Consider the following 20,892-nt stretch of genomic DNA (forward strand, 5'->3'; position numbering starts at 1 on the left):
GGTCAAACAGCACCCCGCGCCCCGGCGCTTCAGGTCGACGGTCAGACGGCACCCGCGCCCGTCAGCGACCGCACCTCGGTCTCCGCGTGCCGGGCCTCGTCGGGCGGCTCGGGTGAGGTGACCGTACCGATCCACCCGGCCAGGAAGCCGAGCGGGATGGAGACCGCCCCCGGGTTCTGCAGCGGGAACAGATGGAAGTCGACGCCCGGGAACAGCGACTCGGGGCTGCCGGAGACGACCGGCGAGACCAGGACCAGGAGCACGGCAGGGATCAGACCGCCGTACACCGACCAGACCGCGCCCCGGGTGGTGAACTTCCGCCAGAACAGCGAGTAGAGCAGCACCGGCAGGTTCGCGGAGGCCGCGACGGCGAAGGCCAGGCCGACGAGGAAGGCCACGTTGAGGTCGCGGGCCAGCAGCCCGAGGCCGATGGCGGCCGCGCCGATCCCGGCGGCGGCGACCCGGGCCACCGCCACCTCGCTGTACTGCTTCGCGAGCGGACGGCGCAGCGAGGCGTACAGGTCGTGGGCGACGGAGGCCGACGAGGCCAGCGTGATCCCCGCGACGACGGCGAGGATGGTCGCGAAGGCGACGGCGGCGACGACCGCGAAGAGCACCGTGCCGCCGGTGGAGCCCGCACCGCCGCCGAGGTCGAGGGCGAGCAGCGGCACGGCGGTGTTCCCGGAGGCGTTGGACGCGCGGACCTCGTCGGGGCCGATCAGCGCGGCGGCGCCGAAACCGAGCACGATGGTCATCAGATAGAAGCCGCCGATGAGGCCGATGGACCAGACGACGGAGCGTCGGGCGGCGCGGGCGGTCGGGACGGTGTAGAAGCGCGAGAGGATGTGCGGCAGTCCCGCGGTGCCCAGGACGAGGGCGAGGCCGAGGCTGATGAAGTCGAGGCGGGCCGTCCAGTCCCCGCCGTAACGCAGCCCGGGGGCGAGGAAGCCCAGGCCGTGCCCGCTGCGCTCGGCCGCGGCGGAGAGCAGGCTGTTCACGTCGCCGTGGAACCGGAGCAGCACGAGGACGGTGAGCGCGATCGTGCCCGCCATGAGCAGGACCGCCTTGACGATCTGGATCCAGGTGGTGGCCCGCATGCCGCCGAGCGACACGTAGATCACCATCAGCGCGCCCACACCGATCACGGTCCATGAGCGCGCCCCCTCGCTGGAACCGCCGAGCAGCAGCGCCACCAGACTCCCGGCGCCCACCATCTGGGCCACGAGGTACAGCACGGAGACGGCCACCGAGGACGTGCCGGCGGCGATCCGTACCGGCCGCTCCGCCATCCGCGCGGCGACGACGTCGGCCAGCGTGAAACGCCCGCAGTTGCGCACCAGTTCGGCGACCAGCAGGAGCACGACCAGCCAGGCCACCAGGAAGCCCACGGAGTACAGCATGCCGTCGTAGCCGTAGAGCGCGATCAGCCCGGAGATGCCGAGGAAGGAGGCCGCGGACATGTAGTCCCCGGCGATGGCGAACCCGTTCTCCAGCGGCGAGAACAGCCGCCCTCCTGCGTAGAACTCCTCCGCCGACCCGTGCCGGTGCCGGCTGACCCAGGTCGTGATCCCCAGGGTCACGGCGACGAACACGCTGAACAGCACGAGCGCCAGGGTCTGGTGGTCTCCGGTCACGGCTGCACCATCCCTCGGGTCATCTCCTGCGTGTCCCAGCGCAGTTCCAGCGCGGCCCGGTCCCTGCGCAGTCGCGCGTGGCGCGCGTACGCCCAGGTCAGCAGGAAGGTGCTGAGGAACTGCCCGAGCCCCGCGACCATCGCCACGTTCACCGACCCGGCCACCGGCCGGGCCATGAGGCCGGGCGCGGCGGTCGCCGCCACCACATAGGCGAGGTACCAGAGGAGGAACGCCAGGGTGGCCGGGAAGACGAACCGGCGGTAGCGGCCGCGCACCTCCTGGAAGGCGGGGCTCCGCTGGACCTCCAGATAGATCTCCGCCGCGCTGTGGACCCGCTGTCGCGGCACCGCTCCGGGGCGGTCCTCACCGGACGCCTCGGCCGCCGTCCCCTCGCCCCAGCCGGAGGCCGTCGCGTCATACCAGGGGTCGTCGACCGCCATCGCCGCAGCGTCGCGCCCCTCCTGCTTGTCCACCTGCTCCACCGGCCAACTCTCCTTGTCAGCGAACCGTTTCGGCCGCGTGCCCAAGGATGGACAGAGCGGGAAGATCCCGGACTCTTCTCCTCCCTCACTTCACCCCATCAGGTGACTCTTCTTCCAGGTGGCCTGACCAGGCCGTGCTGATATGCGTACCGCACGGCCTGCGCCCGGTCGCGCACCCCGATCTTGGCGAAGAGGTTGTTGATATGGGTCTTCACCGTGGCCGTCGAGATCCGCAACCGTCCGGCGATCTCCGCGTTGGACAGGCCGTCCGCGACCAGCACGAGCACCTCCGTCTCCCGCTCGGTCAGCCCGACGTCACCCGGCCCGCCCGAACCGCCCGTTCCCCCGGGACCAACCGATTCGTCCGAACTCCCCAAACACACCCTGGAGTCACCACCAGCGACCGCCCCGCGCCGGGAACCGCCCCCGGTCTCGCGCCCGGCCCAGCGCTCCTGATGGTCCCGGTGCTCCTGATGGTCCCGTTCCTCGATCAGCCGCTCGAGGAGTCGCCGCTGCACGGAAGGGGAGAGTCCCGCACGCCCGTCGATCACATCCCGCACGGCCCGCTCGATGTCCTCCCCGCCGGCGTCCTTGGTGAGGTAACCACGCGCTCCGGCCCGCAACGCCGGGAACAGCGAGTCGTCGTCGGCGTACGTGGTCAGCACGACGACCTCCGTCCCGGGGTGCCGTTCGCGGATCCGGCGGGTGGCCTCGACGCCGTCGCAGCGGGGCATCCGCAGATCCATCAGGACGACGTCGGGACCGAGCTCGGCGGTGAGCGCGACGGCCTCCTCCCCGTCCCGGGCCGATCCCACGACCTCGATCCCCGGAAGCAGACCGAGCAGCATCACGATCCCCTCCCGCACGACGGCCTGGTCGTCGGCCACGACGACGCGTGCGACGCGGTCGCCGCCCGCGGCGCTCATGCCGGCACCCGCAGTCGCACCGTGAACCCGGCCCCGTCGGGCCCCGCGTCCAGGCTGCCGCCGAGCAGTTCGGCCCGCTCTCTCATGCCGAGCAGTCCGTACCCGGAGCCGGAGGACCCGAGCCCCTCCCCCACTGCGACGCCGTCCTCCGTCCGGGGTGGCCCGAAATCGCGTATCTCCAGGGAGACCTCGTCCGTCCCGTAGGCCAGCCGGATCCTGGTCCGGGCTCCCGGTGCGTGCTTGCGGACATTGGTGAGCGCCTCCTGCGCGACCCGCCGCACCGCCTGCGAGGCCTCGGCGGGCAGGTCCCGGCGCTCGCCGGTGACGTCGACCTCGGCGCGGTCCTCCCGCCCGAGCTCCCGGAGGTAGTCCTCGACCGGCGCCATGTCCCCGCGCAGGGCCGAGAGCGCGTGCCGGGTCTCGGCGAGCCCCTCTCTGGCCATGGAACGGGCCGAGGTCACGAGCTTGAGGATCTCCGCGCTGTCCGCCCCGGCCTCGATCTGGAGCCGTGCGACCTCCAGATGCACCATCTGGGCGGAGAGACTGTGGGCGAGCACGTCATGTATCTCCCGGGCGATCCTGGCCCGCTCGGCGAGCGCAGCCGACGCGGCCTCCGCCTCCCGGGCGAGCCGCTCCTGCGCGAGCAGCTGGAACCCGGCACCCCGCGCCTCGGCATCGAGGCGCAGGGAGTAGCCGGTGAGCAGCACGGCCGCCGTGGTGACGCCGGCCCCGAGGATCCCGGTCTCGTCGGCCTCGGCGAAGCCCGCCACGAGCACCACCACGGTGGCCAGCCCCGCGGGGAGCGGCAGCCGTTCCATGGCCATGACCGAGACGACGATCCAGAGCACCGTCGCGGGCGTCGGGGCGCCCGCCGCATACGCCCCCAGACCGCAGAGTGTGATCACCGCGAGCATTCCCAGCGAGGCCGCCAGGCGATTCTCGAGGGTCGTTCGGTGATACCGGAGCGCCACCGCCATACAGAGCCCGAAGCCCAGCGGAGGCAGGGGCGCGTACCAGCCGCCGAAGGCACCCGAGGTGTAACAGCCCGTCACCACCAGGACGCTGAAGCCCGCGATCAGGGTGTGGTCGAGAACGATCCGCCCCCGGGGCACACCGACGCGGGTGAGCGCCTCCCGCGAGGGCCAGGAACGCCAGGACGGCCCGTGCGCCCCAGCACTTCCGGTCCCTGCCACTGCCCCCCGCCGAAGCCTGGTCCTCGCGAATCCCGGATCGCGGTTCACACCCATGTCCGTCCCCCTCCGACATCTCCATGCTACGGAGAGTGCGCGGCCGTGGGATCGGCCCGTGGGTGGAGCGCTCGGCTCCACCCACGGGTGGAGTTGCTCAGGCGTCGATGCGCGAGCGGTCCAGGGTGGCCGCGGAGCCGGTGATGAACTCCTTGCGGGGCGCCACGTCGTTGCCCATGAGGAGGTCGAAGACCTGCTCCGCCGCGTCCAGGTCGCCGATGTTGATGCGGCGCAGGGTGCGGTGACGCGGGTCCATCGTGGTCTCCGCGAGCTGGTCGGCGTCCATCTCGCCGAGACCCTTGTAGCGCTGGATGGAGTCCTTGTAGCGGACCCCCTTGCGCTGGAACTCCAGGAGGGTCTGTCGCAGCTCGTTGTCCGAGTACGTGTAGACGTACTTGTCCTGGCCCTTCTTGGGCTGGACGAGCTCGATCCGGTGCAGCGGCGGCACCGCGGCGAAGACCCGGCCGGCCTCGACCATGGGACGCATGTACCGCTGGAAGAGCGTCAGCAGCAGGCAGCGGATGTGGGCGCCGTCGACATCGGCGTCGACCAGCAGGACGATCTTCCCGTAGCGGGCGGCGTCGATGTCGAAGGTGCGGCCCGAGCCGGCTCCTATGACCTGGATGATCGCGCCGCACTCGGCGTTCTTGAGCATGTCCGAGACGGACGACTTCTGGACGTTGAGGATCTTGCCGCGGATCGGCAGCAGGGCCTGGAACTCGCTGTTCCGGGCGAGCTTGGCCGTACCGAGGGCCGAGTCCCCCTCGACGATGAAGAGCTCGCTGCGCTCCACGTCGTCGCTGCGGCAGTCCGCGAGCTTCGCCGGCAGCGAGGAGGACTCGAGCGCGGTCTTCCTGCGCTGCGCCTCCTTGTGCTGACGGGCCGCGATCCGGGTCCGCGCCGCGGCGACGGCCTTCTCCAGGACGGCGCGGGCCTGCGCCTTGGCGTCCCGCTTGGTGGAGGTGAGGAAGGCCTTGAGCTCCTTGGCCACCACGTTCGCCACGATCCGGCGGGCTGCGGAGGTACCGAGGATCTCCTTGGTCTGGCCCTCGAACTGCGGCTCGGCGAGGCGGACCGTCACGACGGCCGTGAGGCCCTCCAGGGCGTCGTCCTTGACGATGTCGTCCTCGGCGACGCGCAGCATCTTGGCCGAGCGCAGCACCTCGTTCACCGTCTTGGTGATGGCCTGCTCGAAGCCGGAGACGTGGGTGCCGCCCTTGGGGGTGGCGATGATGTTGACGAAGGACTTCACCGTGGTGTCGTAGCCGGTGCCCCAGCGCAGGGCGACGTCGACGGCGAGCTCACGGGTGACCTCGGTCGGGGTCATGTGGCCGCGCTCGTCGAGGACCGGGACCGTCTCCTTGAAGGTGCCCTGTCCGGTGAGGCGCTGGATGTCGCAGACGGCCTTGTCCTGCGCGAGGTACTCGCAGAACTCGCTGATGCCCCCGTCGAAGCGGAAGGTCTCCTCGCTCTTGCCGACGCCGGCCAGGTCCCGCTCGTCGCGGACGACGATGGTGAGGCCCGGGACGAGGAAGGCGGTCTGCCGGGCGCGCTGGTGGAGCGTCTCCAGGGAGAGCTTGGCGTCCTTGAGGAAGATCTGCCGGTCCGCCCAGTAGCGGATGCGCGTGCCGGTGCGGGTCTTGGGGACGCGCTTGCCCTTGATCAGACCGTTGGCCGGGTCGAAGGGGCTGTCGGGGCCCTGCTCGGTGAAGATGCCGGGGACACCGCGGCGGAAGGAGATCGAGTGGGTCGCGCTGTTCCGGTCGACCTCGACGTCGAGGCGGGCCGACAGGGCGTTGACCACGGAGGCGCCGACGCCGTGCAGACCGCCGGACGCCGCGTACGAACCGCCGCCGAACTTTCCGCCGGCGTGCAGCTTGGTCATGACGACCTCGACGCCGGAGAGGCCGGTCTTCGGCTCGACGTCGACCGGGATGCCGCGGCCGTTGTCCTGGACCTCGACCGAGCCGTCGTCGTGGAGGATGACCTCGATGTGGTCGCAGTAGCCGCCGAGGGCCTCGTCCACGGAGTTGTCGATGATCTCCCAGATGCAGTGCATCAGGCCGCGGCTGTCGGTGGACCCGATGTACATACCGGGGCGCTTGCGGACCGCTTCGAGCCCTTCGAGTACGAGCAAGTGCCGAGCGGTGTAGTTGGAACCGTCACGGTCTGCGGTCAGCAGCGCACTGGACGGCACGGACGTCTCGGCGGTCACGCGGTTCGCTCCTCGCTGAATTTGGAATCTGGCCCTGTGGGGTAAGGCCCGGCCTCGGTCACCGCTCAGAGGGTACCGATGCCTGGTAGAGCCGTTGTAACGCCACCCTCCCCGAATCCTCATGCTAGTCCAGCGTCGCATGGATGTTCGATCCCTCGATGGGGTGACGCGAACATCACGTTCCCTTCCAGGCATGAACCATTTAGGCTCCGGGCACGTCCTCATGAACAACCGGCGACCCCGCCGGGAGGGCTAACCGACACAAGCAACGCGAAATCCGTAGAGCGACGCAATACGGCTCATTCGCCGCCAACCGGCAGCAGACAGCCACCTTGGGAAGAAGTTTCAAGGAAAAGCCACGAGCGGGAACGTTTTCGGCCTGGTTGGATGTTGACCCTGGTACGACAGCTCGTCGAGCTAGAGAAGAGGCGACGTGACTACTGTTCTGACCCCCGCGAGCCCCCTGACGGCCGCTGACCGCTGCGACCGCTGCGGCGCCCAGGCATACCTGCGTGTCGTCCTGACCAGCGGAGGTGACTTGCTCTTCTGCGCCCACCACGGACGCAAGTTCGAGCCGGAACTCAAGAAGATCGCCGTTGAGATACAGGATGAGACGGACCGGCTCACGGACGTGCCGGCCCGCACGCAGGGCGAGGACCACGCCTGACGCGCCATCCACGACGAGCACAGGGCCGGTCGCGCTGATCGGACGGCGGGCGGTCACCCCCTGATTCCAGGGGGGTGACCGCCCGTTCTCGTATCCGCCCGCTCAGGAGCGGGCGGGAAGCACCTCTGACACCCGCGTGTAGACGCCGGGGTTCTCTGCCTGCCCGCAGCCGCTCCCCCAGGACACCAGGCCGACGAGGAGCCCCTTGGCCACCAGCGGGCCTCCGCTGTCGCCCTGGCAGGCGTCCTTCCCGCCCTGCGGGTCGCCCGCGCACAGCATCGTCCCGCGCTGGTAGCGGACGCCGAAGCCGCCCGGGTACGCCCGCTCGCACGCCGTGTCCGGCAGCACCTGGACCCGTGCCGTCCGCAGGGTCGAGGCGTAGGCCCCGTTGCCGGTGGTGTCGCCCCAGCCGTAGACGTCCGCCTCCGTCCCGGGCGCGTACGCCGTGTCTCCGGAGCGGGCGACACCGATCACGTACGACTGCGGCAGCGCGCTGACGAGCGTCAGCACGGCGAGGTCGCCCGAGTTCGTCGTCGGGTCGTAGTCCGGGTTGACCCAGGTGTCCGAGATCCGGACCTCCTGCCCCTCCTGTCCGCGGAGCGCCGCACGGCCCGCGATGACCACGAAGTCGCGCACCTCCCACGGCTCTCCGCCGAGCACCTCACGGCCGAGGCAGTGCGCCGCCGTGAGCACCTTGGTGGGGGCGACGAGCACACCCCCGCAGAACTGCCCCGCGCGCGTACCCCCGAACCGGTCACGGCTGGACAGCGCCACGACCCACGGCGCGTCCGTGATCTGGGCCGGCCGGCCACCCACCACGACGCTGTCGGCGGCCACGGGACCGGCGATGGCGAGCTGTCCCGCCGCCGCGGTCATCAGGCTCAGAGCACCCGTCAATGCTCGGATGAGGGAACCACGCATGGAGCCTCCTGACTCTCGGGTGATGTCGGTTCACCCAGCGTCCAGCACCTGCCCTCACCGTGCACCCGCGCAAAGCCGGAGGGCCCGGCTCCCCTCTCGGGGAACCGGGCCCTTCCGTGTACTGCTGCGTCCCTCGTACGGATCAGTCGAGGTAGTCGCGCAGGACCTGCGAGCGCGACGGGTGACGGAGCTTCGACATCGTCTTCGACTCGATCTGACGGATCCGCTCTCGCGTCACGCCGTAGACCTTGCCGATCTCGTCAAGCGTCTTCGGCTGGCCGTCGGTGAGGCCGAAGCGCATGGAGACGACGCCCGCCTCACGCTCGGAGAGCGTGTCGAGGACGGAGTGCAGCTGCTCCTGGAGCAGCGTGAAGCTGACCGCGTCGGCCGGCACGACCGCCTCGGAGTCCTCGATGAGGTCACCGAACTCGCTGTCGCCGTCCTCGCCCAGCGGGGTGTGGAGGGAGATCGGCTCCCGGCCGTACTTCTGGACCTCGATGACCTTCTCGGGGGTCATGTCGAGCTCCTTGGCCAGCTCCTCCGGGGTGGGCTCACGGCCCAGGTCCTGGAGCATCTGGCGCTGGACGCGCGCGAGCTTGTTGATGACCTCGACCATGTGCACCGGGATACGGATGGTGCGGGCCTGGTCGGCCATGGCGCGGGTGATCGCCTGACGGATCCACCAGGTGGCGTACGTGGAGAACTTGTAGCCCTTGGTGTAGTCGAACTTCTCGACGGCGCGGATCAGACCGAGGTTGCCCTCCTGGATCAGGTCCAGGAAGAGCATGCCGCGGCCGGTGTAGCGCTTGGCCAGCGAGACCACCAGACGGAGGTTGGCCTCCAGGAGGTGGTTCTTGGCCCGGCGGCCGTCCTCGGCGATGATCTCCAGCTCGCGCTTGAGCTTCGGGGCGAGCTTGTCGGAGTTCGCGAGCTTGTCCTCGGCGAACAGACCGGCCTCGATGCGCTTGGCGAGCTCGACCTCCTGCTCGGCGTTGAGCAGCGGGACCTTACCGATCTGCTTGAGGTAGTCCTTGACCGGGTCGGCGGTGGCGCCGGCGACGGCGACCTGCTGCGCCGGAGCGTCGTCCTCGTCCTCGTCGGACAGGACGAAGCCCTTGCTCTCGCCCTCGGTCTCCTCTTCCTCACCCTTGCCGGGCGCGACGTCCTCGAGGAGCTCCTCGCCCTCGATGAGCTCGTCGGCGTCCTTCTTGGACGTGGTCTTCTTGGCCGCCGTCTTCTTGGCGACGGTCTTCTTGGCCACCGCCTTCTTGGCGACGGTCTTCTTCGCGGCCGCCTTCTTGGCGGGCGATCCGGCCTCGTCGGCCGGGTCGGTGCCCTCGGCCGCAGGGGCCGCGGAGGCCGAGACGGTGCTCTTCGTCACGGTCGTCCTGGCGGTGACGGTCTTGGTGGCGGTGCGCTTGGCCGGGCTCTTCGCTGCGACGCTCTTGCGGGCGCGCTTCGGCGACTCCGCTGCACTGACCATCAGCGTCACACCCTCTTCCTCGAGGATCTGATTGAGGCTGCGCAGAACATTCTTCCACTGGGTTGGCGGAATCTGGTCAGCTTCGAAGGCCCGACGCACGTCATCGCCGGCGATCTGCCCATCAGCCTTTCCCCGCTCGATGAGCGCCATCACAGACTCGGACTCGGCGATCTCCGGCGGGAGCGTACGGGATGTGCTGGCCGACACGAACAACCTCTCGGAACGATGGAAAACGGCTTCCGGCCCCGCCCTGGATCGGGCTGGAGCCGACGACCGTCGACGGGGAATGTGCCGACGGCGCGGGCTGGACCGGGGAACTGCACAGCGCCTCCACGGGCTGCTGTATTCCTTCCTCGGCCATCACCTCTTAGGTCATCGCACGGCTCGGAGGAGTGTTACGCCCAATCTTCGTGGCCCGAGTCACACCCCATTTGCGACGAAACGGCCAGAGCGGTCGATCGCGGCACATTCGCGCCGCCGGAACCCGGGCGCCGCCCGGGGAGGCCCTGTCGGGCCCCCGGGTGGCGCTCGGACCCGGCGGCACGCGGTGCGTGCGCCCCCGCGCTCCCGGCCACGACCCGCGGATCAGTGTTCGCGAGGGGCGGGGACGACGCGCTCCACCTCGGGGTGGACCGTGAGCAGCTGCCGCATGGCGCTCTCGGCGCCGTGGGCGTCCCCGGCGGCCAGCGCGTCCACGATCCGTGCATGGTGCGCGAGGCAGGCCTCGCTCGGCCGGTCGCAGCCGGTGGCGGGACCGCCGGAGACCTGGAGCGCGGCGCCGACGATGCCGGAGAGGTGCTCCAGCATGCGGTTCCCGGCCAGCTGGATGAGGAGGGTGTGGAACTCCGTGTCGGCCCGCGAGAAGGTGATGCCGTCCCCCTGCGCGAAGGCGTGCCCCATGATCTCGACCATGTCGGCGAGGCGCTGCTGCACGTCCTCACGGCCGTGCCCGGCGGCGAGGCGGGCGGCGAGGGGCTCGATCGTCCATCGCAGCTCGTTCAGCTCGCGGCGCTGGTCGTCTCGCTGCGGGCCGAAGGCGCGCCACTCGATGATGTCGGGGTCGAGGAGGTTCCAGTCGCTGACGGGCCTGACCCGCGTACCGACGTTCGGGCGGGCGCTGACGAGCCCCTTCGCCTCCAGGACGCGCAGCGACTCGCGGACGACGGTGCGCGAGACCTCGAACCGCTGGCCGATCTCCTCGGGGACGAGCGGGCGGTCGGCCCCGAGGTCGCCGGAGACGATCATCTGGCCGAGCTGCTGGACGAGCTGACCGTGCAGCCCGCGCCCCCGATTGCCGGCGGTCCGGCGGCCGACGCGGCCGAGGTCGGTGTCCACCCCCTCCCAGGAGGGCGGGCCCACGCGGCCGGCGGCGGGGGCCTCCGTGTAGGGGTAGCGGTCGAGATCGCCCGGGGCGCCGAGGCCGGAGTCGACGGGGCGGGCGGCGGTCATCATGGTGTGCGCAAGGGTACTCACGCATCCTTTGTCGGCGTTGCCTCCGTGACCCTTGAGGTCTTTGGTGAAAAGCACACGAAAGGGTGATCGGCACCCCCTACACAATTGACGATTAATCGGACATATGCGGCACATTTCAAGCGAGTTGACGGCTAACCGGAACCTTTCGGTCCACAAATGATCACCAACGGGCCCTACGGCGAAGGCCGGTGAACACATAGGCGCAGAGCAGACCGGTCAACGTCAGCGAGAGCGCCACCCCGGCGGGCTGGCCGACCACCTTCAGCGCCCCCGCCAGCCACCGGTCCAGGGCGGGCGTCCACTGCGGACCGGCGAACTCGCGCAGTCGCGCGGGAAGTCCGGCCGCCGAGCGCACCGACGGCCCGGTCAGCACCTTCTGCAGCAGCGGAACGAAGGCGATCGGCACCGCGAGCACCGCCGCCACTCCGGCCGCGGCGGCCCGGAACACTCCCGCACCGAGCACCCCGGCCCACGCGCAGCCGACCACAAGACCGAGCCAACTCGCCGAGAGGGTAGGCCAGTTCCTCGGTACGGGAACCAACTCGCCGCCGTAGACGAACCGCAGCACCTCCAGGTCGACCACCACCACGAGCACCCCGAGCGCGAGGGCGACGACCGCGGCGACGGCGAGTTTGGCGAGCAGCAGACCCGGCCTGCGGGGCACGGCTCCGCGCCCCGAGGTGAGCGCGGGATAGCGGTACTCCTCGCCGAAGGAGAACGCTCCGACCAGCCCGGCGCCGACGGCCGCGGGCGGCAGCGGGGAGATCGCGGGCCAGCCGGCGAGGACGGCGGGCAGCTCGGCCCGGCCGGACCGGCCGAGGAGCAGGGCGAGCGCCACGGAGGCGAGCAGGACGCCGGCCACGACGAGCGGGGTGGACGGCACGCCCAGGAGCCGGTGGAGCTCGTAGCGCAGCGGTCGAAGGGGCGAGCGCACGGGCCTCCGAGCGACGCCTCGCCGGCTGACCGACGCCTCCCGCCCGTTGGCTCCGGACGCCGGCCCGGCAGCACCCCCGGGCTTCGCGGGCCCCTCGCCTTCCTGGGTACGCCGCGCCTGCCCGGCAGCAGCACGGCCACGACCGGCACCGGCGCCGCCCTCGCCTCCCCTCTCCTCGGTGAGCCGGTGGACCGGCACGCCGTGCCGGAAGGCGGTGTCGCCGACGGCCGCGCAGTCGCTGCCGTAGACGGAGAGCCGGTTGCCGTCCTCGGCGACCACCTCGACGGCCCGGCGCGCGGCCCTGGCCTCCTGGGTCACGGCCGCGGCCAGGCGCGCGGCGTGCGGCGTGCGGACGACGACCCGGGGACGCAGACGGGTGCGGGCGAACTCGACGGCGTCCTGGTCCGCGACGAGCCGACCGCCCTCGAGGGTGACGACGCGGTCGGCGTTGCGGGCCGCGTCCTTGGGGTCCTCCGTGGTGTACAGCACGGTACCCCCCTCGGCGGCGTGCGCCCGCAGCAGCTCGTACAGCCACCCGCTCTCGGGTACGGAGAGACCCGCGGCCGGCTCGTCGAGGAGCAGGGTGTGGGGGTCGCCCAACAGGGCCGAGGCGAGACCGAGTCGACGGTCCGCGCCGATGGGCAGGGTGCCGATCCGCCGGTGCTCCAGGCCGGTGAGACCCACGGTCCGCACCAGTTCCTCGGCGCGTGAGGCGGGAACTCCCGTGGCGGCGCAGAGCATCCGGAGCTGACCCCGAAGGGTGCGGGAGGGGTGCCCGGGGACGTCGCCGAGGAGCACACCGACCTCGCGAGGGGGGTGGGCGACGCGGTGCAGCGGCCGGCCGCGGAAGTAGGTGATCCCACGGCCCGGCTCGAGTTCGAGCATGAGCCGGAGTGCGGTGGTCTTGCCGGCCCCCCGGGGGCCGAGGAGAGCGGTCACGGCACCCGGCCGTGCCTCGAAGGTCAGATCGTCCACGGCGGGCGGGCGATCGCGGCGGGGAGTGCTGGTCAGTCCGATTGCCTGGAGCATCGCTTCTCTCGCGGTAGGTGACACCGCTCCGCGGCAGGGCGGCGCTACCGCAGCAAGATAACGCTACATTTCGGACTTTCAGTGCATGGTCGGCGCCCCAGGGCGCCGGTTGCGCACGGCCCTCAGACCTCGGGGCGCAGCATCGGCGGGTTGAGAAGAGTGGCCCCACCTGCCCGGAAGAGCTGTGCGGGACGCCCTCCCTGACGGGTCGTGGTGCCTCCGGCCGGGACCAGGAAGCCGGGCGTGCCGGTCACTTTGCGGTGGAAGTTGCGCGGGTCGAGGGAGACTCCCCAGACCGCCTCGTAGACGCGCCGCAGCTCGCCGACCGTGAACTCCGGCGGGCAGAAGGCCGTGGCCAGCGAGGAGTACTCGATCTTGGAGCGGGCGCGCTCCACCCCGTCCGCGAGGATCCGGGCGTGGTCGAAGGCGAGCGCCCCCGGCCCGCCGTCCTCGGCCGCTGCGGCCTCGTCCTCGCCGAGGAGCTCCTCGACCGGGGCCCAGCGGGCGCTGTTGGCGTCGCCGCCGGCGCGCGGCGCGGGAAGGTCCGGCGCCAGCGCGAGGTGCGCGACGCTCACCACGCGCATGCGCGGGTCGCGGTCGGGCGCCCCGTACGTCGCCAGCTGTTCCAGGTGCGCGCCGTTGCTCGGCACGGGCGGCGGGGCGGCCGGATCGTGGGCACAGAGACCGGTCTCCTCGACCAGCTCGCGCGCCGCCGCCGCTCCCAGGTCCTCCTCCGCCCGTACGAAGCCGCCGGGCAGCGCCCAACGCCCCTGGTACGGCGACTCTCCTCGTCGCACGACCAGGGTGCACAGCGCGTGGCGTCGCACGGTGAGCACTACCAGGTCGACGGTCACGGCGAAGGGAGGAAAGGCCGACGGGTCGTAGGGAGGCATGCCGCGATCATAGTCGTCTTCCTGACGATAAACACGCCTCGCGGAGGCATCGGCCATGACTTCCTCACCAGGTCGTGAGGCTTCCCTCGTCTCTGTGCCCGGCATCTCGTCACACCCCCAGTTGAAGGCCCACTGCGGCCTCCTCGACCATACCGAGACCCAGCCTGCCGACCCGCACGGCGAAGGGTTCGCCGGCGACCACGAGCCCCGACAGGCGGATCGCGCCGAGCGGGGCCGAGGACAGCGGGTGCACCGACACGGAGCCGCCCGGCACGTCGGGCCGGACGCCCGCGAGGGCGAGAAGCGCCTGGACCGCTCCGCCGGCCGCGACGGCCGCCGGCCGGCAGGCCGCCGGGTGCGGCACCGGACGTCCGCCCGTCGTGCGCTGTTCTCCCGCGTACATCTCGGGGAGCCGGTGGGCGAAGGCCTCCGCCGCGTCGAGCAGCCCCCTCAGCAGCGAGGCCGCCTCCTTTTCGTAACCGGTGGAGGCGAGACCCGCCACGGCGACCGCGGTCTCGTGCACCCTGACCGCTCCGGCCCGGTGCCCGAAGGGATTGTGGCCCGGCTCCTTGGTGGCGAGGCTGCGCAGCCCCCAGCCGGAGTCGAGCGCCGGGGTGCCGAGCAGCCTGGCCACCTGTTCGGTCTGCGTCCTGTCCAGGAGGCCCGGAGCGTACCGGCCGCCGCCGAGCAGCCCGGTGTCGAGCAGGTGCGCGGCCCAGCCGCCCAGCTGGGGCCAGGTCCGGCCGTCCGGTGCGCGGGCGACGGCGGGGCGGCCGCCCGCCGGGTCGTCGAGCCAGAATTCCCGCCGGAACCGCTCGCGCAGGGTTCCGGCCGCGTCGCGCAGGGCGTCTCCTCCGGGCCGCCCGCAGTCGTCGAGGAGGTCGGCACCGAGCAGGGCGGCACGGTGGGCATGCGCCTGGGTCTCGGCCCGCCAGGGCCCGGCGGGCCCCGGATCCGGCACGAAACCGCTCCGGCCGGCCGTACGGCGGAGCCAGTCGAGGCAGCGCTCCGCGACGGGCAGCAGCTCCTCCTGGTCCGCGGCGGGAAGCCCCCAGCGGCGGGCCTCGGCGAGCACGGCGGGAAAGGCGAGGGTGGCTTCGATGCCCGTGCAGCGGGGCGGGAGGTGCGGGCCGGCGTCTCTGAGGGGTCCTTGGAGGCGGCCGGACTCGGGTCCGCCGGCGGAGAGTTGGGTGCGTCCGAAGGAGCGCAGGGTGGTGGCGGCGAGCCGGGTGCCGAGAGGCAGGGACATACGGGCCGCCCAGAGCGCCTCGGAGGTGACCGGTCCACACCGCCAGGGGACGCCCGCCGCGAGGTACACGTCCGCGGGGTGGGCCGGGTCGCGCTGGAGCAGGGCCCGCAGGTCCTCGACGCAGACGCGGAGCAGCTCTCCGGGCCGCGGGTCGTCGCCCTCGGCGCGGGCCTCGGCGAGGAGGTGGCCTCCCGGCCGTCCGGAACCGGCACCCGTGGAGGCTGTGGGCCGGGCGGCCGACTCCCCTCGCACGCGCAGCCGGAGGGTGAAGACCGCTCCTGGCGCCAGTTCGGCCTCCCAGCGCAGTACTCCCGCCGCCGCCAGGGAGTCCATGGGCGGTGGGTCCGCCGTGACGGAGACGGATCGGCCGTCGGCGCCGGTCCACCGCAGCCCGGTGCCGTGGACGCTCGCGGCGAGTTCGGGACCGGTCCTCCCGGACGCCACCGTGCCCAGGTCCGCGAGATCCGTCCCCAGAGCGACCTCCACGGGGAGCCGGAGGGGTCGGGTCGCGGCGCTGCGCAGGATGATCCGTTCGGTGCCGTCGGCGCTCCGGGTGCGTTCGACCGCGAGGGCCGGGTCGGGTCCGGCGTCCCCCGGGACACGGAGGACACCGAGGAACACCGCCCGGTCGGCGGCCGCCATGCGGCCCTGGAGCGCGACGGGTTCGCGTCCCGCCACCCGCAGGACGCAGCGGGACAGGAGCCTTCGCCCCGCCTCGTACACCCCCTCGGGTCCTTCTCCGGTGAGCTGCCCGTGCTCGGCGGAGACGGCGAGGGCGGGCAGGGCCACGCAGACGAGGGCTCCGTGCACCGAGGGGAGTTCCGCGGGCCGCGTCGCGCGTGGGAGCGCGATGCCGGCGCCGGACGTGTGTCCGGAGGCGGGTCCGGACGACTGGGTGGTGGGGCGGCCGGGGGCCGGGACGGGGCTGGGAGCCATGGCGGGTACGGGGTGCTCTCTGTGCGAACCGGGCGGCCGGCGGTGTGTCGGCGGGACGGTCCGTGCGACTCCGCCAGAGAGCTGAACGCGCTCACGTGCGGCCGGGTCACGGTCGTCATCGGCCACTCCTGGAGCCGCGCTGCCCGCCAGGCCGCGGAGAGCCGCTCGTCGGCCTCCCGGTGGCGGCCCCGCCGGGGCGGACTCCGGCGGTCGCCCGGCGCTCGCTCCCGCTCCGGTGCCCCGGCTTCCTGAGGCTCGGCGGGGTGCCCGGCCGGCGGCCGGCCCGCATGCGGACCCGCCGGGAGGGCGGCGGAGTCTCCTGCTCCGCAGCGGCCCGGGCGTCCCTCTCGCTCCGCAGGCAGGAGCGGAGCGACTCGGGGTCGAGTCCTTCGTTGCACGCCTGGTGCAGCAGCCGGGCGAAGACGTACTCCGGATCGGCGTCGAGGGCGAGTCCGAGGGCGACCCGGGCGCTGGGCTCGTCGCCCGTGGACCAGGCCGTCCAGCCCGCGAGGGTGAGGGGCGCGGCGGCATGCTCCTGGTAGGGCGGGACGCAGCGCCTGGACAGGACGCGCCAGAGCCTGAGCGCGGCGCTCCCCTCCCAGCCCTCCATCCACTCGGCGGCGCGGTCCCGGGTGACCCGGTCCTGCAGGCCGAGGACGAGAGCGGCGGCCTCGTCGACGGTGATCAGGGCGTCGTCCGCGGCGTCGTCCGCGGCCGTGGAGCCGGCGGGCCGTCCGGGGGCGATCTGCCGCACCCGACTGGCCGTGCCCGGCGCACCCGCCGCACCGGCCCTGCCCCTCGTTCCCTCGGGGCGCCCCGCGTTCTCCTGCCTCTTCGGGTTCACGAACCGACGGAGGACCTCGCGGGCGAGTCGCAGTGTCCCTTCGCGCAGCTCCTCACGTCCCTTTTCTTCGGCCCCGTCGATGATCCGGGGGACGATCGAGGCGGCAGCCGTGTCGAGAGCGGCCCGCTGCTCCTCGTCCGCGGGCCCGCCGCGCGGCTTCAGCCGGTTCTCCATGTCCCGCAGGGAGCCTCGTACCTGCACTCCGGCGTAGGTGGCGGCCGCCGCCATCACCGAGGTGCCGCTGAGCGCGAGTGGGGTTCCGTCGGGCGGGCAGCAGCGCTGGTCGGGGCAGCAGTACGAGAAGTAGAGACCGTCGGTGATGCACAGGGCCTCGTAGACGGGGATGTCGAGGGCGCCGCAGGCGGTCCGCAGTCGCTGCGCGAAGGGCTTCAGCCGCTCCATGACCCTGCGGCCCGTCTCGCCGGGAGCGGGGTCCTGGCAGAGGAAGACGACGATGCCGTCCGGCCGGTCGCCGGACCGGGCGCCTCCCTCGACGAGGCATTCGGCGAGGTGGTCCGCGGTGGACGCCCACTCCCGTGGCGAGCGCGGGATTCCGAGCCTGACCCGGCCTCCGAAGCGGCCGTGCTCCCCGTGGAGGGCGACCAGGACGACGGAGTCCGTGGGATGGAAGCCCAGCACGAACGGCAGGGCGTCGGCCAGCTCCGCGGGGCCGCGCAGGGTGATGCGCTGGGCACGGGAGAGTCCATTGGATTCGTGGTGATTCGCGTTCATGGTCAGGACGGTCTCGCGATCTCCCGAAATCCGAAACCCCTGTGGATAACTCCCGGAACGGGGCATCCGCCGGACCTCGAGTTGTCCACAGGTTCGCTCTCTCATTCGCGCGATGTCCGAGGCATCGGGTTGCATGGAGGCATGACCCAAGCAGCCCCGCTGGAAGACCGCGCCGCCCTCCGAGCCGCCGCCGACGCCGTGCTCGCCCGTCTCGTCTCCGACCCGACGGGCAGGGCCAGACTGCGCGAGGACCAGTGGCGGGCCATCGAGGCCCTGGTCGCCGACCGGCGCCGGGCCCTGGTGGTGCAGCGAACCGGCTGGGGCAAGTCGGCCGTCTACTTCGTGGCGACTTCGCTGCTGCGCGAGCGCGGCAGCGGGCCGACCGTGATCGTCTCCCCGCTGCTCGCGCTCATGCGCAACCAGGTGGAGGCGGCGGCCCGGGCGGGCATCCGCGCCCGGACGATCAACTCGTCGAACACCGAGGAGTGGGAGACGGTCCAGGAGGAAGTCGCCGCCGGCGAGGTGGACGTGCTCCTGGTGAGCCCGGAACGGCTCAACAATCCCGACTTCCGCGATCAGGTCCTGCCCCGGCTGGCCGCCGCCACCGGGCTGCTCGTGGTCGACGAGGCGCACTGCATCTCGGACTGGGGCCACGACTTCCGGCCCGACTACCGCCGGCTGCGGACGATGCTGGCCGACCTGCCCTCCGGCGTTCCGGTGCTGGCCACCACCGCGACGGCGAACGCCCGGGTGACGGCGGACGTGGCCGAGCAGCTCGGCACGGGCGCGGGCACGGACGCCCTCGTCCTGCGCGGGCCCCTCGACCGGGAGAGCCTGAGCCTCGGCGTGGTCCGGCTGCCGGACGCGGCACACCGCCTGGCCTGGCTCGCCGACCACCTGGGCGAGCTGCCCGGCTCCGGCATCATCTACACCCTGACGGTCGCCGCGGCCGACGAGGTCACCGCCTACCTGCGCCAGTGCGGGCACATCGTGTCCTCCTACACCGGCCGCACGGAGAACGCCGACCGGCAGCAGGCGGAGGACGATCTGCAGGCCAACCGGGTCAAGGCGCTCGTGGCGACCTCGGCCCTCGGCATGGGCTTCGACAAGCCGGACCTGGGTTTCGTCGTGCACCTCGGGTCGCCGTCCTCCCCCATCGCGTACTACCAGCAGGTGGGCCGGGCCGGGCGAGGGGTGGAGCACGCGGAGGTGCTGCTGCTGCCCGGCCAGGAGGACGAGGCGATCTGGCGCTACTTCGCCTCGGTGGCCTTCCCGCCCGAGGAGCAGGTGCGCCGCACCCTCGACGTGCTCGCGCAGGCCGGCCGGCCCCTGTCCCTGCCCGCGCTCGAACCGCTGGTCGAGCTGCGCAGGACGCGTCTCGAGACCATGCTCAAGGTCCTCGACGTGGACGGCGCCGTGCACCGGGTGAAGGGCGGCTGGGAGAGCACCGGACAGCCCTGGGTGTACGACACCGAGCGGTACGCCTGGGTGGCCCGGCAGCGGGCCGCCGAGCAGCAGGCGATGCGCGACTACGCGGCGGCCACCGGGTGCCGGATGGAGTTCCTGCGGCGCCAGTTGGACGACGAGGAGGCCGCGCCGTGCGGCCGCTGCGACAACTGCGCGGGGATCAGGTTCGATCCGAAGGTGTCCGAGACGGCGCTGGACACGGCCAAGGGCGAGCTGGGGCGGCCCGGCGTGGAGGTCGAGCCCCGGAAGATGTGGCCCACCGGGCTCGCCGCGGTCGGGGTCGACCTGAAGGGCCGTATCCCGCCCGGGGAGCAGTCGTTCGGCGGCCGGGCCCTGGGGCGGCTCTCGGACATCGGCTGGGGCAACCGGCTGCGTCCGCTGCTGGCCGACGGCACTCCGGACGGGCCCGTGCCGGACGATGTCGTGCAGGCGGTGGTGCACGTGCTGGCGGACTGGGCGAAGGGACCCGGGGGTTGGGCCTCCGGTGCGCCGGACGCGCCGGCCCGGCCCGCCGGTGTGGTGACGGTCGCCTCCCACCGGAAGCCGCGTCTGGTGGGTTCGCTCGGGCAGCGGATCGCCGAGATCGGCAGGATGCCCTTCCTGGGCGTGGTGGAGTACGCGCCGGAGGCGGAGGATCTCCGGCTCTCGCGGACGAACAGCGCCCAGCGGGTCGTCGGTCTGCAGCGGACTCTGACGGTCCCTCCGGAGCTGGCCGGGCGGCTGGCGGGGGCGGGTGGGCCGGTTCTCCTCGTGGACGACTTCTCCGACACCGGCTGGACGTTGGCGGTGTCGGCGCGGCTGCTGCGACGGGCCGGAGCGGAGGGCGTGTTTCCGCTGGTGCTCGCCGTCCAGGGGTGAGACAGGAGGGAGAACGGGGAGTGAACAATGGGCAACTGGGCAGGGATATGAGTGGCATACCGACTCAATCCCGTCAGCGGTCTCAATTGCTCGTTGCCGCTCGCGCACGGGCCCGCAAGAATTGGGAAACCGCCCCGCACGGCCCGTCAGCGGTCCGGAAGGACTGTGCCGTGGTGCGCCCTCACCCGACCTTGCCCGCCCAGCGGGCGCGTATCCGAAGGGAGGACCGTGACCCTCGGATTCGCTCCGCCCACAGCCGCCTCGCTCAGATCGTCGTCCCAGTCCGCCAGCCGCCTCGCTCGGATGCTCGAACCCTCCGAGTGGGCCGCGGCGGGAATTCCCCTGCTGCGCAACCCTCGTGAGGTCGTCAGCGGCCTTCACTCACGGCACGCGCCCACGCCCTCGACGGCGGTCATCGCCGTCCTGGACCACGAGGAACGGCTCGCCGCCAGCGCCTCGTTCGTGCGCCGCCCCGTCGCGGCGGACGGCTGGGAGTTCCGCAACGCGCTCCTCGCGCATCTGCGCCGGGTCATTCCCCATGACCTCCGCAGACGCGCGCCCGTGCGGACCGCGGTTCTGCTGTACTGCCGCGAGGGCGACGAGCGCTGGACGGAGGAGGACGGAGCCTGGATGTGGGGGCTCCGGGACGCCTGCACCCTGCACGGGCTCCGCTGCGGCGCGTACATCACGCTGACCGGCGGAGGCTGGCAGGTGCTCGGCGAGGGCCGGGGAGGCCGGCGGCCGAGCTCCGACTCGCTTCCCCTGCCGCTGGGCGACGGGCCGGCCGAACTGGGCCTGCTCGCACCGAGAACCGCGAGCGGCGCGACCGAACCCCTGCGCCGAGCGGCCGCACGCTGATCGCACGGACCGCGCCGGGCCCCCGCCGGGCCCCATGGGGTCCG

The 20,892-nt window shown here is 72.4% G+C and carries 15 protein-coding genes; 3 read left to right on the forward strand and 12 right to left on the reverse strand.

The window, feature by feature from the left end; translation table 11 throughout:
- Positions 1-41: 41 nt before the first annotated feature.
- From ABT041_RS22100 to ABT041_RS22120, 5 genes are all read right to left on the reverse strand, one after another.
- The gene (locus tag ABT041_RS22100; protein ID WP_351186945.1) at positions 42-1,634 is read right to left on the reverse strand and encodes a monocarboxylic acid transporter; all 1,593 of its coding nucleotides are present in this window, start codon (positions 1,632-1,634) and stop codon (positions 42-44) included.
- On the reverse strand, positions 1,631-2,116 hold the full coding sequence (locus ABT041_RS22105) for a DUF485 domain-containing protein (protein ID WP_351186947.1): 486 nt from the start codon (positions 2,114-2,116) through the stop codon (positions 1,631-1,633). The genes ABT041_RS22100 and ABT041_RS22105 overlap by 4 nt, the downstream gene beginning before the upstream one ends.
- Positions 2,117-2,214: 98 nt before the next feature.
- Complete coding sequence (locus tag ABT041_RS22110; RefSeq protein ID WP_351186949.1) at positions 2,215-3,042, reverse strand: response regulator; 828 nt, start codon at positions 3,040-3,042, stop codon at positions 2,215-2,217.
- A complete protein-coding gene (locus ABT041_RS22115; RefSeq protein ID WP_351186951.1) occupies positions 3,039-4,154 on the reverse strand; it encodes a sensor histidine kinase in 1,116 nt (371 codons plus the stop codon). The genes ABT041_RS22110 and ABT041_RS22115 overlap by 4 nt, the downstream gene beginning before the upstream one ends.
- 232 nt (positions 4,155-4,386) lie before the next feature.
- The gene (locus tag ABT041_RS22120; protein ID WP_351186953.1) at positions 4,387-6,504 is read right to left on the reverse strand and encodes a DNA gyrase/topoisomerase IV subunit B; all 2,118 of its coding nucleotides are present in this window, start codon (positions 6,502-6,504) and stop codon (positions 4,387-4,389) included.
- Positions 6,505-6,937: 433 nt separating this feature from the next.
- Between ABT041_RS22120 and ABT041_RS22125 the strand changes: the two genes are divergently transcribed.
- Positions 6,938-7,171, forward strand: coding sequence for a DUF7455 domain-containing protein (locus ABT041_RS22125; protein WP_017237643.1), 234 nt, complete (start codon positions 6,938-6,940; stop codon positions 7,169-7,171).
- A 102-nt stretch (positions 7,172-7,273) separates the two neighbouring features.
- On the opposite strand, the gene ABT041_RS22130 is transcribed toward ABT041_RS22125, so the two are convergent.
- The 7 genes from ABT041_RS22130 to ABT041_RS22160 all read right to left on the reverse strand — a co-directional run bounded on the left by ABT041_RS22130 (position 7,274) and on the right by ABT041_RS22160 (position 17,665).
- Positions 7,274-8,092, reverse strand: coding sequence for a S1 family serine peptidase (locus ABT041_RS22130; protein ID WP_351186955.1), 819 nt, complete (start codon positions 8,090-8,092; stop codon positions 7,274-7,276).
- A gap of 142 nt (positions 8,093-8,234) precedes the next feature.
- Positions 8,235-9,782, reverse strand: coding sequence for an RNA polymerase sigma factor (locus tag ABT041_RS22135; RefSeq protein WP_351186957.1), 1,548 nt, complete (start codon positions 9,780-9,782; stop codon positions 8,235-8,237).
- Positions 9,783-10,160: 378 nt separating this feature from the next.
- Complete coding sequence (locus ABT041_RS22140) at positions 10,161-11,048, reverse strand: FadR/GntR family transcriptional regulator (protein ID WP_351186959.1); 888 nt, start codon at positions 11,046-11,048, stop codon at positions 10,161-10,163.
- Positions 11,049-11,208: 160 nt separating this feature from the next.
- Positions 11,209-13,011, reverse strand: a complete 1,803-nt coding sequence (locus ABT041_RS22145; RefSeq protein ID WP_351186961.1) for an ATP-binding cassette domain-containing protein — start codon at positions 13,009-13,011, stop codon at positions 11,209-11,211.
- A 122-nt stretch (positions 13,012-13,133) separates the two neighbouring features.
- Positions 13,134-13,904, reverse strand: coding sequence for an NUDIX hydrolase (locus tag ABT041_RS22150; RefSeq protein ID WP_351186963.1), 771 nt, complete (start codon positions 13,902-13,904; stop codon positions 13,134-13,136).
- 109 nt (positions 13,905-14,013) lie between these two features.
- Entirely contained in the window at positions 14,014-16,089 is a 2,076-nt protein-coding gene (locus ABT041_RS22155) for an amylo-alpha-1,6-glucosidase (protein ID WP_351186965.1), read from the reverse strand.
- A 115-nt stretch (positions 16,090-16,204) separates the two neighbouring features.
- Complete coding sequence (locus ABT041_RS22160) at positions 16,205-17,665, reverse strand: DUF4192 domain-containing protein (RefSeq protein ID WP_351186967.1); 1,461 nt, start codon at positions 17,663-17,665, stop codon at positions 16,205-16,207.
- 141 nt (positions 17,666-17,806) lie between these two features.
- On the opposite strand from ABT041_RS22160, the gene ABT041_RS22165 reads away from it, so the two are divergent.
- On the forward strand, positions 17,807-19,990 hold the full coding sequence (locus ABT041_RS22165) for a RecQ family ATP-dependent DNA helicase (RefSeq protein WP_351186969.1): 2,184 nt from the start codon (positions 17,807-17,809) through the stop codon (positions 19,988-19,990).
- 228 nt (positions 19,991-20,218) lie between these two features.
- Positions 20,219-20,848, forward strand: coding sequence for a hypothetical protein (locus ABT041_RS22170; protein WP_351186971.1), 630 nt, complete (start codon positions 20,219-20,221; stop codon positions 20,846-20,848).
- Positions 20,849-20,892: the final 44 nt, after the last annotated feature.

The organism is Streptomyces sp. NPDC002825 (genome assembly GCF_040295385.1).
Lineage (GTDB): Bacteria > Actinomycetota > Actinomycetes > Streptomycetales > Streptomycetaceae > Streptomyces.